The organism is Wohlfahrtiimonas chitiniclastica DSM 18708, assembly GCF_000375345.1.
GTDB lineage: Bacteria > Pseudomonadota > Gammaproteobacteria > Cardiobacteriales > Wohlfahrtiimonadaceae > Wohlfahrtiimonas > Wohlfahrtiimonas chitiniclastica.
This window is the reverse complement of the sequence record NZ_AQXD01000003.1, coordinates 235,897-250,680: the sequence shown is the minus strand read 5'-3', so window position 1 is coordinate 250,680 and position 14,784 is coordinate 235,897. Positions and strand designations below refer to the sequence as shown.

The 14,784-nt window shown below is 44.0% G+C and carries 11 protein-coding genes; 10 read left to right on the top strand and 1 reads right to left on the bottom strand.

Annotated elements, in window-relative coordinates; translation table 11 throughout:
- The first annotated feature begins 38 nt into the window (after positions 1 to 38).
- The 4 genes from rpoC to B143_RS0107760 all read left to right on the top strand — a co-directional run bounded on the left by rpoC (position 39) and on the right by B143_RS0107760 (position 6,654).
- On the top strand, positions 39 to 4,196 hold the full coding sequence (rpoC, locus tag B143_RS0107775; RefSeq protein ID WP_018122847.1) for a DNA-directed RNA polymerase subunit beta': 4,158 nt from the start codon (positions 39 to 41) through the stop codon (positions 4,194 to 4,196).
- A gap of 69 nt (positions 4,197 to 4,265) precedes the next feature.
- Positions 4,266 to 4,697, top strand: a complete 432-nt coding sequence (nusB, locus tag B143_RS0107770; RefSeq protein ID WP_018122846.1) for a transcription antitermination factor NusB — start codon at positions 4,266 to 4,268, stop codon at positions 4,695 to 4,697.
- Between the two features lie 35 nt (positions 4,698 to 4,732).
- Positions 4,733 to 5,851 carry a PilT/PilU family type 4a pilus ATPase gene (locus tag B143_RS0107765; protein ID WP_018122845.1) on the top strand — a complete coding sequence of 373 codons (1,119 nt, stop codon included), beginning with the start codon at positions 4,733 to 4,735 and terminating at the stop codon, positions 5,849 to 5,851.
- A 62-nt stretch (positions 5,852 to 5,913) separates the two neighbouring features.
- Positions 5,914 to 6,654 carry a tRNA threonylcarbamoyladenosine dehydratase gene (locus B143_RS0107760; protein ID WP_018122844.1) on the top strand — a complete coding sequence of 247 codons (741 nt, stop codon included), beginning with the start codon at positions 5,914 to 5,916 and terminating at the stop codon, positions 6,652 to 6,654.
- A 47-nt stretch (positions 6,655 to 6,701) separates the two neighbouring features.
- Here B143_RS0107760 and B143_RS0107755 read toward each other — a convergent pair whose 3' ends face one another.
- Entirely contained in the window at positions 6,702 to 7,343 is a 642-nt protein-coding gene (locus B143_RS0107755; protein ID WP_008315619.1) for an invasion associated locus B family protein, read from the bottom strand.
- A gap of 182 nt (positions 7,344 to 7,525) precedes the next feature.
- On the opposite strand from B143_RS0107755, the gene gmk reads away from it, so the two are divergent.
- The 6 genes from gmk (at position 7,526) to B143_RS0107725 (ending at position 14,734) form a co-directional block, all read left to right on the top strand.
- On the top strand, positions 7,526 to 8,158 hold the full coding sequence (gene gmk / locus B143_RS0107750) for a guanylate kinase (RefSeq protein ID WP_018122843.1): 633 nt from the start codon (positions 7,526 to 7,528) through the stop codon (positions 8,156 to 8,158).
- Between the two features lie 77 nt (positions 8,159 to 8,235).
- Positions 8,236 to 8,496, top strand: a complete 261-nt coding sequence (gene rpoZ, locus B143_RS0107745; protein ID WP_008315617.1) for a DNA-directed RNA polymerase subunit omega — start codon at positions 8,236 to 8,238, stop codon at positions 8,494 to 8,496.
- 18 nt (positions 8,497 to 8,514) lie between these two features.
- On the top strand, positions 8,515 to 10,713 hold the full coding sequence (locus B143_RS0107740; RefSeq protein WP_008315616.1) for a RelA/SpoT family protein: 2,199 nt from the start codon (positions 8,515 to 8,517) through the stop codon (positions 10,711 to 10,713).
- The gene (locus tag B143_RS0107735; protein WP_248647517.1) at positions 10,688 to 13,045 is read left to right on the top strand and encodes a CHASE2 domain-containing protein; all 2,358 of its coding nucleotides are present in this window, start codon (positions 10,688 to 10,690) and stop codon (positions 13,043 to 13,045) included. The genes B143_RS0107740 and B143_RS0107735 overlap by 26 nt, the downstream gene beginning before the upstream one ends.
- Positions 13,042 to 14,259 carry a ribosomal protein uL16 3-hydroxylase gene (locus tag B143_RS09755; protein ID WP_008315614.1) on the top strand — a complete coding sequence of 406 codons (1,218 nt, stop codon included), beginning with the start codon at positions 13,042 to 13,044 and terminating at the stop codon, positions 14,257 to 14,259. Before B143_RS0107735 ends, B143_RS09755 begins: the two co-directional genes overlap by 4 nt.
- Positions 14,213 to 14,734 carry a DUF192 domain-containing protein gene (locus B143_RS0107725; RefSeq protein ID WP_248647516.1) on the top strand — a complete coding sequence of 174 codons (522 nt, stop codon included), beginning with the start codon at positions 14,213 to 14,215 and terminating at the stop codon, positions 14,732 to 14,734. Before B143_RS09755 ends, B143_RS0107725 begins: the two co-directional genes overlap by 47 nt.
- Positions 14,735 to 14,784: the final 50 nt, after the last annotated feature.

Genomic DNA, 14,784 nt, shown 5'->3' with positions numbered 1-14,784 from the left:
AACAACTACTTCTCTCTAAACATAGGAACTATTGAACAATGAAAGATTTAATGAATTTATTTAAAAATTCGGACAACGTTAAGAACTTTGATGCGATTAAAATCGGCTTAGCGTCTCCTGAAATGATCCGTTCATGGTCATTTGGTGAAGTGAAAAAGCCAGAGACCATCAACTACCGTACATTCAGACCAGAACGTGATGGTCTGTTCTGTGCTCGTATCTTCGGGCCAGTGAAGGATTATGAATGCTTATGCGGTAAGTATAAGCGTTTGAAACACCGCGGCGTGGTGTGTGAAAAGTGTGGCGTAGAAGTGACAGTGGCTAAAGTGCGTCGTGAGCGCATGGGTCACATCGAATTGGCTTCACCTGTGGCACACATTTGGTATTTGAAATCATTGCCAAGCCGCATCGGTTTGTTATTAGACATGACATTGCGTGACATCGAAAAGATTCTCTACTTTGAATCTTTCGTGGTGACCGATCCAGGGATGACGCCTTTAGAACAAGGTCAAATCTTAACGGATGAAGAATACTTAGACATCATCGAAGAACACGGTGATGAATTCGACGCTAAAATGGGTGCAGAAGCCATTTTAGAGTTGTTAAGAGCCCTTGATTTAGAACAAGAAGTCTCACGTTTACGTGAAGAATTGGCAGAAACAGGTTCTGAAACTAAATTTAAACGTTTATCGAAGCGTTTAAAATTGATTGAATCTTTCATTCAGTCTGGTAATAAACCAGAGTGGATGATCCTCACAGTATTGCCTGTGTTGCCACCAGATTTACGTCCATTGGTTGCATTGGATGGCGGCCGCTTTGCAACGTCTGACTTAAATGACTTGTATCGTCGCGTTATTAACCGTAACAACCGTTTAAGACGTTTGTTAGAGTTAAGCGCACCTGACATCATCGTACGTAACGAAAAACGTATGTTGCAAGAAGCTGTGGATTCATTGTTAGACAACGGTCGTCGTGGTCGCGCGATCACTGGCACGAACAAGCGTCCATTGAAATCTTTAGCAGACATGATCAAAGGTAAACAAGGTCGTTTCCGTCAGAACTTATTAGGTAAGCGTGTTGACTACTCTGGTCGTTCTGTGATCGTGGTTGGACCAACATTGCGTTTACACCAATGTGGTTTACCGAAGAAAATGGCTTTAGAACTCTTCAAACCATTCATTTTCTCTAAATTGATCTCTCGCGGCATCGCTGTGAAAATCAAAGCAGCGAAGAAAATGGTTGAGCGTGAAGCGCCTGAAGTTTGGGACGTTTTAGAAGAGGTGATCTCTGAGCATCCAGTATTATTGAACCGTGCACCGACATTGCATAGATTGGGTATTCAAGCATTTGAACCGATCTTGATTGAAGGTAAAGCGATTCAGTTGCATCCACTCGTATGTACAGCGTTCAACGCCGACTTCGATGGTGACCAAATGGCGGTACACGTTCCATTGTCCATCGAAGCACAGTTAGAAGCGCGTGCATTGATGATGTCTTCAAACAACATCTTATCACCTGCAAATGGTGAGCCAATCATCGTGCCATCTCAGGACGTTGTATTAGGCTTGTACTACATGACGCGTGATCGCGCACGTGCGAAAGGTGAAGGCATGATCTTCGCTGATTACGCTGAAGTGCTTCGTGCATATTTGAACAAAGAAGTGGGCGTACATGCGCGCATTCAAGTGCGTTTACCTGCGCACATGTTCGAAGACATGAAAGAAGGCGAAGTATTGCGCCGCGTAGAAACAACCGTTGGCCGTGTCTTGTTGTCTGACATCTTGCCAAAAGGTTTCCCATTTGCGTTCATTGATCGTGCTTTGACGAAAAAAGCGATCTCTAACTTGATCAACCAATCTTATCGTCGTTTAGGCTTGAAAGACACCGTGATCTTTGCCGATCGCTTGATGTATACAGGCTTCTACTACGCGATGCGTTCTGGTTCTTCTGTGGGTTATGAAGACATGGTGATCCCTGCTGAAAAAGCTGGCATCATTCATGCTGCAGAAGCAGAAGTGAAAGAAGTTCAAGAACAATACGCACAAGGTTTGGTGACAAACGGTGAGCGTTACAACAAAGTCATCGATATTTGGTCTCGTACAAACGAAGAAGTGGCCAAAGTGATGATGAAAAACTTGAGTAAAGATCGTCACATTGATGAGAATGGCAATGAAATCTTAGAAGATTCATTCAACTCAATCTTTATGATGGCCGACTCCGGTGCGCGTGGTAGTGCCGCACAGATTCGTCAGTTAGCGGGTATGCGTGGTTTGATGGCAAAACCAGATGGTTCGATCATCGAAACGCCAATCACAGCGAACTTCCGTGAAGGTCTAGACGTTCTTCAATACTTCGTATCCACGCATGGTGCTCGTAAAGGTTTGGCGGATACGGCGTTGAAAACAGCGAACTCAGGTTACTTAACCCGTCGTTTAGTAGACGTTGCACAAGACTTAGTGGTCATCAATGAAGATTGTGGCACAACAGACGGCTTACTCATGACACCAACCGTAGAAGGTGGTGATGTGATCGAGCGTTTAAGTGAGCGCGTATTAGGTTTAGTGACTGCACAAGATGTATTCATTCCAGGCAGCGATGAAGTATTGTTCCCAGCGGGTACATTGATCGATGAAGCCGCCGCTGAAATCCTCGATGAAAAAGGTGTGGATGAAATGATCGTTCGCTCTGCCATCACATGTGAAAACTTACATGGCTTGTGTGCGAAATGTTACGGTCGCGATCTTGGTCGTGGTCACTTGGTCAATCCTGGTGAGTCTGTGGGCGTTATCGCTGCACAATCCATCGGTGAGCCAGGTACACAGTTAACAATGCGTACGTTCCACATCGGTGGTACGGCATCGAGTACAGCCGCAGTTTCAAGCGTACAAGTGAAAACCAAAGGTTTGCTCAAACTTGTGAAAATGAAAACTGTGAAGAACAAGGATAACCAATTGGTATCTACGTCACGTTCTGGTGAAATCATCATCACGGATGAATTCGGCCGTAACCGTGAACGCTATAAAGTACCATATGGTGCGATCTTGTCTGTGGGTGAAGGCGAGCCAGTGAACGTGGGTGACATCGTTGCCACATGGGATCCGCATACTTACCCTGTCATCGTTGAGGTGACTGGTTTCGCGAAATTTGAAGACTTCGATGAAGGCATCAACGTTCAGAAACAAACAGATGAAATTACAGGTTTAACGCATTTGATCGTGTTAGATTCTAAATCTCGTGGCTCTTCTGGTAAAGATAAGCGTCCTGCGATTCATGTTGTGGATGCCAATGGTGATCCATTAACATTGCCAGGTACGGACATTGCTGCAATCTACACATTGCCAGCGGGTGCGATCATCTCCTTGTCTGACAATGCACCGGTATCATTAGGTGACGTATTAGCACGTATTCCACAAGAATCTTCAAAAACACGCGACATCACGGGTGGTTTGCCACGCGTTGCCGACTTATTTGAAGCGCGTCGTCCGAAAGAAGCTGCAATCCTTGCAGAAATCTCAGGCATCGTGAGCTTTGGTAAGGAAACCAAAGGTAAGCAACGTTTAATCATCACGGATCGTGAAGGTCAGACGTATGAAGCATTGATTCCTAAATGGCGTCACATCAACGTATTCGAAGGTGAAAGCGTTGAGAAAGGTGAAATCATCGTCGATGGTGAAATGAGTTCACACGACATTTTACGCCTCTTAGGTGTGAAAGAGTTGGCAGCTTACTTAGTGAAAGAAATCCAAGACGTTTACCGTTTACAAGGTGTTAAGATCTCTGATAAACACATTGAAGTGATCGTGCGTCAAATGCTTCGTAAAGTGGAAATCGTGGAAGCGAACGATTCTGAGTTCATCAAAGGTGAACAAGTTGAGAAAACTCAATTGCTTCGTGAAAATGTACGCTTGATCAAAGAAGGCAAAGTGCCAGCGACTTATGAACCTGTATTATTGGGTATCACAAAAGCATCATTGGCAACTGAAAGCTTCATTTCAGCCGCATCGTTCCAAGAAACCACACGCGTATTGACAGAAGCATCTGTTCGCGGTTTACGTGATGAATTACGTGGCTTGAAAGAGAACGTTATTGTGGGTCGTTTGATCCCTGCTGGTACAGGTTTAGCCTATCATGATGAGCGTCGCTTAGAGAAAGAACGCGAACATGAAGGCACTGAACTTTTCATCAGTGCAGAGTAATTCTTAAATTAATAATGTTTAATAAAAGCATCTATTCATAGATGCTTTTATTGTTTATGAGGAAATAGTATGTCAAATAAACGTGAATTTGAGCGCATGATGTGGGCAAGACGCTTCGCATTACAAGGCTTATATGAATGGCAAGTCTCTCAAACGCAGGTTGATCAAATCGAGCGTGGCTTTGCGGAAAACCCTGAATTTGTGAAAGCAAATACAGAAGCATTCTCTAACTTGTTGCGCGGTTCGATTCGCACACAAGGCCAAGTGAATGAACTCATCACACCATTACTCGATCGCCCGATTGAACAATTAGATTTAGTTGAGCGTGCAGTATTGTGGTTAGGTGGCTTTGAGTTGTTAGAGCACCCTGAAATTCCTTACAAAGTGGTGATCAATGAATCGGTGAATTTAGCGAAAAAATTTGGTGCAAACCAAAGCTATAAATTCATCAACGGCATCTTAGATAAAGTCGCTGAAAAAGTGAGAATCGATTATCATTAAGCGATCATAACAACATAAGAGATGAGAGAGTAATCATGGATATTTCGCCTTTTCTGCGCTTTATGGTGCAAAAGAATGGTTCGGATTTATTTATGTATCCGAATGCCCCTGTGTGCGTCAAACTCAGTGGTGTGGTGCACCCGTTAAGCCGTGATGTGTTGTCGGCTGAAACGGTTAAAGCAGCCATTTTTGGTCTGCTCAGTGAGGCACAAGCTGAAGAGTTCGTACATCAGTTAGAGTTGAACTTTGCCATTAAGTTAGAAGATGGGTCACGTTTTCGTGTCAATATCTTCAAGCAGCGCGGCGAATATGGCATGGTGATTCGTTACATCAAATCTGTGATTCCGAAAATGGAAGATCTGCGCGTGCCTGAGGTCTTTAAACAGATCATCATGGAAAAGCGCGGTTTGGTGTTGGTGGTGGGTTCAACCGGTAGTGGTAAATCCACAAGCTTAGCCTCCATGATTGATTATCGTGCCTCTCATTCACCCGGGCACATCTTAACGGTGGAAGATCCGATTGAATTTGTGTATCAACACAAAAAATCCATCATCGGGCAGCGTGAAGTGGGCTTAGATACTCATAGTTACGAAAATGCATTGCAATCTGCGATGCGTGAAGCGCCTGATGTGATTTTAGTGGGGGAAGTGCGCAGCACCGAGATCATGAAAGCGGTGATCAACTTCTCCATTACCGGTCACTTATGTTTAACCACATTGCATGCGAACAATGCTGTGGGTGCGCTTGACCGTATCGTGAACTTTTTCCCTGAATCTGCTCGTGCGCAGTTATTGGTGGATCTGTCGTTAAACATTAAAGCGATTGTTTCTCAGCGTTTGGTCAAAGGTTTAGATGGCAAATTGGTGCCCGCCGTTGAAGTGATGCTCAATACGCCTTATGTGCAAGAGCTCATCATGAAAGGGAAGTTAGACACTGTGCCAGAAGCGATGGAAAATGGCGGTACAACGGGCATGCGTACTTTTGATCAGGCATTGTATGAGTTGTATCGTGAGGGATTGATCTCGGCGGAAGAAGCGATCAACAACGCTGACTCGAAAAACAACGTCTCTCTTCGCATTCGTATGGGTGAAAATCGAGCGGTGACGCGTGATGACATTCGCGGCGAGGCGAAGTTTGAGTTAAAACAGTATTAGTGCAAATCAATGAATCAAAGCACTAATTGAGTTAGTGCTTTTTTTATGGGGACAATTTAACCGTGGATTTAGAGCGTCGTTTTTCAGGATTAGATCGTTTATATCAAACCGATGCCATGGCGCAATTGGCGCAGTGTCATGTGGTGGTCATTGGCGTTGGCGGTGTGGGCTCTTGGTGCGTGGAAGCGTTGGCACGCTCAGGGATTGGGCATTTGACATTGATTGATTTAGATGTGGTGGCAGAAAGCAACATCAATCGACAATTGCCGGCGATGAGCTCCACCCTTGGCGAATCAAAAATTGGTGTGATGGCCGATCGCATTTTAGAGATCAATCGAAATTGCAACGTGACGTTGATCGATGATTTTTTATCTGAAGAAAATATGGATGCACTGCTTGGACATTTAACGGCAGAACGCACATGGATTGTGGATGCCATTGACAGCGTAAAAGTCAAAGCAGCCCTGATTGCATGGGCAAAGCGCCGTAAATTGAAGATCATTGTCAGTGGCGCTGCGGGTGGTAAAATCGATGCGCAATCGTTTATGATTGATGATTTATCAAAAACCTATCATGATCCTTTGTGCGCAAGCTTAAAGGCCAACCTTAAAAAGCAGCATGGACTTGGAAAAAATGGTGCAAAATTTGGTGTGCCAGTGGTGTTTTCCACAGAAAATATGCAAGGCAGCCACAAAGGCAGCGGTGGTTTAAATTGTGCCGGTTACGGATCGATTGTCACGATGACAGCCACAATGGGCATGATGATGGCAGGTTATGTCATCAATAAATTATTGAAGGCATAAAAAAACCTGATCAAGGTTGATCAGGTTTTCTTAAAGCAGATTGAAAATTATTTAGATTGTTCTAATAAATCATCATAAGCTGCGGTGAAGCCTTTTAATGGCACTTGTGCTTTGATGTGCGCAGGGCTGTTTTTATCAGCATTAGAATCAAAAGTGAAGTTCACAAAAAGATTAGTACCTTTTTGGAATTTGCTCATCAATTTACCACTCACATCCACATCCATCGGTAAGGCTGCGATACAACCAAACGTAGAGCAGCGCTCAAAGTTGATTTGTGCGATGTCTGTATCGATGTCTTTCGCTTTACCTGCGTCATCTTGACCTTTCACTGTGATGAAGATTTTGCCATCGTTGTTGTTGCTGTTTAAACGCAATTGCAAACCTTCGCTCAATTGAACGTCTAAAGGTGCAGCAAAGATCATCACAGGTTGTTTGTCAAACAGTGTCACAGATGTTCTTAAAATCGGCACTTGGCGTTGTTGATCTTTTGGTAATTTTGCGTCCGCAGGTGCCACCATGGTGATTTGTTGAAACATTTGGCACTCTTTTGCATTGTTAGGTGCCGCAAAGCATTCAACTGTCCAATCTTGATGTTTCTTTTTATAGATGGAATCGGGACCTTGTTGAGCATTTGCTGCCACTAGAAGTGATGATGTTAATAATGATGCAGCCAGTACTTTTTTAAACATAAAATCCTCATTGAATATGAAGTTGACAATATTGTGCTTTGTTTATTTTACGCAGATTTAGGCCGAAATCAAGGTGAATCCGTGGCAACTTGTATGTATAACAGTGTTTTAATCAGACAAAGGAAAGGTAAATTTTGTATAATGACACCCCCTTAAAAGACAAATAAAAGTGAGTGAAAAAAATGTGTGAGCGCGAAAAGTTTTTGGGCAATCTCTATGTTATTTCGTCGCCATCGGGTGGCGGTAAAACAACATTGGTGAGCCAATTACTTGAATGTACACCTGATATTTGTCGTGTTGTGACCCATACCACTCGTGCAGCAAGACCGAACGAAAAAGATGGGATGCATTACCACTTTGTGACCGATGAAGCCTTTGAAGCCTTAAAAGCAGAAGGCGGCTTTGTGGAAACAGCGCGTGTGTTCAATGCACAATACGGCACTTCTTGGAAAGAGGTGAAAAGCAAACTCAGACACGGTATGGATGTGGTGCTCGTGATCGATTGGCAAGGCGCTGAGCAAGTGCGCATCAGCCATCCGGATGCGATCAGCATTTTCATCTTGCCGCCGTCTTTAGAAACGCTGCGCGCCCGTTTATTTGCTCGCAATGAAGACAGCATTGCAGTGGTGGAAAATCGCATGAAAGATGCGAGCAATCAGATCAGTCACTATAAAGATTTTGATTATTTAGTGGTGAATGATGACTTTGATCTCGCATTGGCAAATTTACGTTCTATCATTATGGCAGAGCGTTTAAAAACAGCCCCACAAAAAGAGCGTCACAAATTATTGATTAGCTCTTTGCTTGAGCAATAAGATTTCAGTACGCTGAACCGATATTTTGGTTATTATTGATGTAGTTATTTTTGTAAGAATATTAGGAGTTTTAGTTTATGGCACGTGTGACCGTAGAAGATTGTTTAGACAAAGTAGAAAACCGTTTCCAATTGGTGTTGTTAGCCTCTCGTCGCGCGCATCAGTTAGCGTTAGGTGCAGAAACAAAATTGCCACCTTCCACTGAAAAAGTGACGGTTCAAGCGTTGCGTGAAATTGCCGAAGAACTCATTACGATTGATGAGATTAAAAAATTGAATGTGAAGCCAAAACCCGTCATCGTTGAAAGCTTCAAACCAGAAACAGCATTCGAATTTTAATTGAATGTGGATGTGAACATGGAACCGATTAAGCTACCTGAAGAAATGGCACTTTGGAACGAGGCATTTTTTGCCAAAGTTGCAGAGTTAGAGTTATGCGTTAGCCGTTATATGACTAAAGCAGAAGTTGCTTTGGTTAAAGAGGCTTGCTTTTTCGGTGCGTGGGCGCATCAAGGACAATCGAGGAGTTCTGGCGAACCCTATATTTTCCATCCCATCGAAGTTGCACTGATCTTAACATTGGTGCAACTTGATGTGGACTCCATCGTGGGCGCTGTGCTACACGATGTGATTGAAGATACAGACATCACGTTTGAAGAGATCGCGCAAAAGTTTGGCCGCGAAACGGCCATCATTGTTGATGGCGTCAGTAAATTAACGAAGATCCGTTTCAGCTCAAAGTTAGAAGCAAAAGCTGAAAACTTCCGCAAAATGATTTTAGCGATGACCAAAGACCTGCGCGTCATTATGGTCAAATTGGCCGATCGCTTGCATAATATGCGCACCCTTGGGGCTTTAGCACCTTATAAAAAGCGCCGCATTGCAAAAGATACCTTAGACATTTATACACCGATTGCGGCACGCTTAGGGATGTTTGCCTTACAAACGGAGCTTGAAAACCTCTGTTTTGAGAACATCTATCCGATGCGCCATCGTGTGTTGTTAGAGTTTGTGAATAAAAAACGCATCTCGCAAGGCCCAACCTTACAAGCCATTCGTGATGCCATTCAGGAAAAAGTCTCAAGCGTTGGTATTTCTGCCCGCATTGCAATCCGTGAAAAGCACGCATGGAGCTTGTATCGTAAACTTAAAAAACGCGGCTCATTGTCGCAACTGTCGGACATTTTCTCCATTCGCGTCATCGTCAATAGTGTGGATGAATGTTATCGCGTGTTAGGGATTGTCCACAGCCTCAATAAGCCCATCATTGGTCGCTTTAAAGATTTCATTGCCATCCCTAAGGTCAATGGTTATCAAAGCTTACACACCGTGGTGTTTGGGGCAAATATGTTGCCTGTTGAAGTACAGATTCGCACCAAAGAGATGCACATCATCGCAGAAGCGGGCGCAGCTGCCCATTGGCGCTATGGTGAGGTGTATCGCGAGCAAAATTACACGAAAAATAAAACGCGTGAATGGTTAGATTCTGTCACAGAATTACAAAACAGCATGCTCTCCTCTGAGGAGTTCATGGCGTCGATGAAGGAAGATCTCTTCCCATCAGAAATTTATGTCTTCACCCCAAATGGTCGCATCATTGAATTGCCAAAAGGCAGTACAGCGGTGGACTTTGCTTATGCAATTCACTCGGACATTGGCAATCACTGCATCTCGACAAAAATTGATGCAAAATTTGCACCGGTTGCACAAGTTTTGGTGACGGGGCAAACGGTGGAGATTCAAACCTCCCAAAGTGCACAGCCCAATCCTATGTGGTTAGAGTTTGTGCGCACAGCTAAAGCGCGTTCTGCCATTCGCAGTTACTTGAGTAAATTGAGTTATGAAGATGCCGTGGTGATCGGGGAAAATCTTCTTGAAAACGCCATGAAGCAGAAAAATATACCGGTGGCGAAACTCTCTGAAGAGATTCTCAATAAGTTGGCTAAAGAGCTACGCATTGAGTCTGTGCAAGATATGTATGCTGAAATTGGTTCAGGCAAACGTCCTGCATCATTCATCATCAATCGCTTAGAAGCACATGGCTTAGATGTGACGCAAGAGTATCGACACTCGCATCACACCACAGACAATGCGCAAACCATCGAAGGGGCGCAAGGGAAGAAAACAGTCTTTGCAGAGTGTTGTTACCCAATTCCTGGTGACAACATTGTGGGCTATTGGCAGCCCCGTTTAGGAGAGTTAGAGGTGCACCGCATTGAGTGCCGCAATGCCATTGAGGCTGCCACTAAACATCCGGAACGCTGTTATCCATTGGCATGGAAGCATCAAGAAAAAGGCATTTTCCCTGTTCAACTCTCTTTCATCATTCGTAACCGCCGCGGTGTGATCGCCCAGATCACCAATGAATTGATGAATATGGAGATCAATATCAATGATCTGCGTTCGCAAACCATCAATGAAGGTTACAGCCGTTTATGGATGGTGATTCATGTGTCGGATCGTCAATTTTTAGCTAATGTTTTCCGTAACCTGAAAAAACTTGAAAACGTTGTGCGCATCGGTCGACAAAATGATGAGGCCCAAATCGTTGGTTAATGGCCAAAATGGCCAAACCACAGGGCGATTTAGACTGATCATCATCGCCGTCATTTTGATGCTCTCAATGACGGGGATGTTTTTCTTTTTTAAATCTTCCGCCGTCACCAGTAATTTATCGTATTCGCTGTATGACTATTTCATCGATAAAAAATCACAAGCGCTGAGTGCAGAGAGTGACATTGTGATGATTGTGATTGATGATAAAAGCATTCGCACGCTTGAAAAAATTTGGCCATGGCCAAGGGCATATCATGCCGGGCTCATTCGTGAGCTCACGAAAATGGGGGCAAAAGTGATCGCCTATGACATTTTGTTCACCGAAAGCAGTTCAGGCGATGCCTTGCTATCTAAAGCCATTGAGCAGCATGGGGCAGTGGTGTTGCCAAAGCCACTGTTTTTATCCTCAGATGGCGTGATTCCTTTTAATGATGTGGCGCACTTTGGTCATGTGGATGTCAACATTGATGGCGATGGGATTGTGCGGTCGATTGATCCCTATTTAGATGGGATGCGAAGTTTCTCATTTGCCATTTTAGATGTTTTGGCACAAAAAGATGATCGCTTGCCCACCGCACAACATCTTTATCGTGATGAATTAGAAGATCCCATCCGTTTTGTCTATTCATTGGATCGCAATTATCCGATCTACTCATTTTCTGATGTATTTATGGGGAAAATTGCGCCGTCTGAATTTAAAGATAAAGTGGTATTTGTGGGGGTCAGTGCCTCTGGCATTGGTGAGCGCATGCGCAGTTCATCGTTAAAAAACAGTACGTTTAAAACAGGGGTTGAGATTCAGGCCTCAATTTTTGAGGCGCTTCGCACCCATGCGGTGACGGAATATGCTGGCACAGCGTTTAATACCTTGGCAATGGTGAGCTCTGTTGTGGGCATGACGATTGTGGCGATTTTTGCAACGCCCGTGATGACGGTGGCGCTGTTACTGCTGTACATCGGTTTTTTAACCGCTGTGACTTTCTTGCTGTTTTATTTTTATGATTATTGGTATTCACCGATTGCACTCTCATTTGCCATGATCAGTGTGATTTTTGTCTACACCATTGTGCGCATTCATTTGAGCTTAAAAGAGGCAAACCGTACGCTGAACTTAAACGTTGCTGACCGCACCAAAAAATTGGTGATCTCAAACTTACGTTTAGCCCAAGAGATGAATGAGAAAGAGAAAATTTGGGCGGATTTGCGTAACAGTGAAGAGCAGCTCAAAGCTTTGCTCGATGGTTTACAAATTGGCATTGTGTCCACAGATCAACATGGTGAGCTCATCACCGCAAATGTGACGGCGCTGGAATTTTTTGATTTAGACAGCGTTGAGAATGCAAAAAGCTTGGATCAATACTTTCAGTTCGACATTGCCCATGGTGGTGGTAAAATCAGCACGCGAGAGCTGTTTAAAACCCTAATGGATGTCAATGATTCGACGCAGGTCGAATGTGTGTTAGCATCGAGTAATCCGCGCTTTAATGGCATTCCGACATCGCTTTTATTGTCCCGTTTGAGCGCATCTTCTGAGCGTGAGGTGAATTTTGCCTGCATCATTCGTGACATCAGTGATCAAAAGCGTGCAGAATTCATCACTCAAGAGTTTGTGGCAACGGTGTCTCATGAGCTTCGCACACCGATCACCTCCATTAAAGGTTCATTAGGTTTAATGAACAGTGGGATTGCCGGTGAGATTCCTCAAAAGGCTCAAAAATTATTGGAATTGGCCACCCGCAACAGTGACCGGTTATTGAGTCTGGTCAATGATATCTTAGACATTCAGAAGATTCAGCTCGGCACCCTTGATTTTCATCTCAAAACCATCGATATTGTGAGCGTAGTGCGCCAATCGATTGAGGTCAATGAGTTGTATGCACAAAATTTAGGGGTGACGATTGTTGGGCACTTGCCCTCGTATCCCATTTATGTGATGGGCGATTCAGATCGCTTAGCACAGATCATGAGTAACCTTTTATCGAATGCCGCGAAATTTTCAAAGCCAGACAGCCGTGTTGATGTGCGTGTGATGCTAGATGGCAAATGCGTGCGAGTGGATGTTGAGGATTATGGCGTCGGGATTCCTGACAGTTTTTCAGATAAAGTCTTTATGAAGTTTGCCCAAGCCGATGATGCAAAGCATCGTTCAAAAGGAACCGGGCTAGGCTTAAGCATTTCTAAAGCATTCATTGAGCGCATGCGCGGCACGATTCATTATGAGTCGCAAGAGAATGTCGGCACGCTCTTTTATTTCTATTTGCCACTTGCTTCGATGGAAGAGGTGAACAATTATATTTCGGATCAGAAAGCGAAAAAGGATATGTTTTTATGATGAAGGCAAATAAGCCCGTCCGTTTTTTAGGCGGACTCACGATTGAGCAATTTTTAGCAGAGTATTGGCAAAAAAAACCATTGTTTGTGAAAAATGCATTCCAAGATTTTATGGACCCAATGACGGCCGACGAAGTGGCCGGTTTAAGCTGTGAAGAGGGTGTACCTTCGCGCTTTGTGTTTGAAGAGCGCAACTGGGAATTAAAATGTGGCCCGTTTGCAGAAAAAGATTTTGCCAATTTACCGGATACAAAATGGGTATTGCTCGTCAATGATGTGGAAAAATTCATGCCACAAATGCGTGTCTTGAGTGATCCATTTAAATTCATTCCGGAATGGCGTTTAGATGACGTTCAAGTGAGCTATGCGGTGGATCAAGGCACGGTGGGCGCGCATTGGGATGATTATGATGTATTTTTAATCCAGGGCATGGGTAAAAAGCGTTGGCAGATCAGTTATGATGAAGTGTCTGAAAATGATTTTGTGGAAGGTTTACCCATTCGTTTGATTGAAAACTTTAACGTCAGCGAAGAGTGGATTGTTGAACCTGGTGATTTATTGTATTTGCCGCCGCGCATTGGTCACTTTGGTGTGGCGATTGGCGAGAGCATGACATGGTCCGTGGGTTTTCGTGCGCCTAAACACCGCGAAATGATCCATGATTTTGTGGAAGACATCGTACAATTTACAGCAGCAGATGCCCGTTATTCTGATCCTGATTTAGCACCGCGTGAATTCTCAGCTGAGCTCAATGATGATGACATTGATCGCGTGATGAAAGTGATCGAAGAAGGTTTGCATCACAATCGTGATCTAGTGGCAGATTGGTTTGGGCGCTTTATGAGCGAGAGCAAAGAAGGGCAGGAGCCTGAAATGCTTGAAGAAGAATTCAGTGCTGATGAAGTGTTAGGCTTATTAGAAGATGGTGCAGACATTGAGCGCGTGCCAAGTGTTGCCTTTTATTTCCGCGAAACATTGGATGATGTGGTGCTCTATGCCAATGGCGAGTGCTTTGCATTGGATAAAAAATATACCAAATTGGTGCAATTCTTATGTGAAAACCGTCAATACAGCCCAGGCAAAATGAAGCAGTTCTTGCGTGATGAAGTGGCGGCAGAATTCATTGTGGATTTAGTGAATCAAGGTTTACTCGCTTTCTTTGATGGTGATGATCACGACCATGATTGTGATGATGAGTGCGATCATGATCACTAAGCGCATCTTTAAAACGGTGATGCCATTGCTTGGGGCAATGGCATTGCTGCCAAGCGCGATGTCGCAGAGTTTTTGGCAGCCGCTCGATGAAGTGCATCCGCAATCGCACTTAGCATTGGCAACGGTTACCATCAATGATCAACCCATTCGTGTGGAATTGGCAACAAAACCGCGCGCCCAGGCGTATGGCTTGATGCATCGCTATATTCTTCCGGAAAATCAAGGGATGCTGTTTGTGTTTGATAAAATGCAGCCGTTGAGCTTTTGGATGAAGAATACGAAAATCCCTTTAGACATTCTCTATTTTGACAATGAAGGCGTGCTCGTCGATTATGCTGAAGCCGTTCCGTGTCTTGAGGATCCTTGTCCCTCTTATCCATCAAAAGCCCCAGGGCAATATGTTTTAGAGATTGGCAAAGGCGAGCGCGCACGATTGGGAATTAACATCGGGGATCGCCTGAAAAAAGTAGATTAAACTTTTGTTTTGGTAAATTTCTCGGTATAATCACCCACAATTATGCTGTC

Bases quoted from the DNA above. Each gene is read 5' to 3' on its own strand.
- rpoC (WP_018122847.1), top strand. From the start codon at position 39: ATGAAAGATTTAATGAATTTATTTAAAAATTCGGACAACGTTAAGAAC.
- nusB (WP_018122846.1), top strand. From the start codon at position 4,266: ATGTCAAATAAACGTGAATTTGAGCGCATGATGTGGGCAAGACGCTTC.
- B143_RS0107765 (WP_018122845.1), top strand. From the start codon at position 4,733: ATGGATATTTCGCCTTTTCTGCGCTTTATGGTGCAAAAGAATGGTTCG.
- B143_RS0107755 (WP_008315619.1), bottom strand. From the start codon at position 7,343: ATGTTTAAAAAAGTACTGGCTGCATCATTATTAACATCATCACTTCTA.
- gmk (WP_018122843.1), top strand. From the start codon at position 7,526: ATGTGTGAGCGCGAAAAGTTTTTGGGCAATCTCTATGTTATTTCGTCG.
- rpoZ (WP_008315617.1), top strand. From the start codon at position 8,236: ATGGCACGTGTGACCGTAGAAGATTGTTTAGACAAAGTAGAAAACCGT.
- B143_RS0107740 (WP_008315616.1), top strand. From the start codon at position 8,515: ATGGAACCGATTAAGCTACCTGAAGAAATGGCACTTTGGAACGAGGCA.
- B143_RS0107735 (WP_248647517.1), top strand. From the start codon at position 10,688: ATGATGAGGCCCAAATCGTTGGTTAATGGCCAAAATGGCCAAACCACA.
- B143_RS09755 (WP_008315614.1), top strand. From the start codon at position 13,042: ATGATGAAGGCAAATAAGCCCGTCCGTTTTTTAGGCGGACTCACGATT.
- B143_RS0107725 (WP_248647516.1), top strand. From the start codon at position 14,213: ATGATCACGACCATGATTGTGATGATGAGTGCGATCATGATCACTAAG.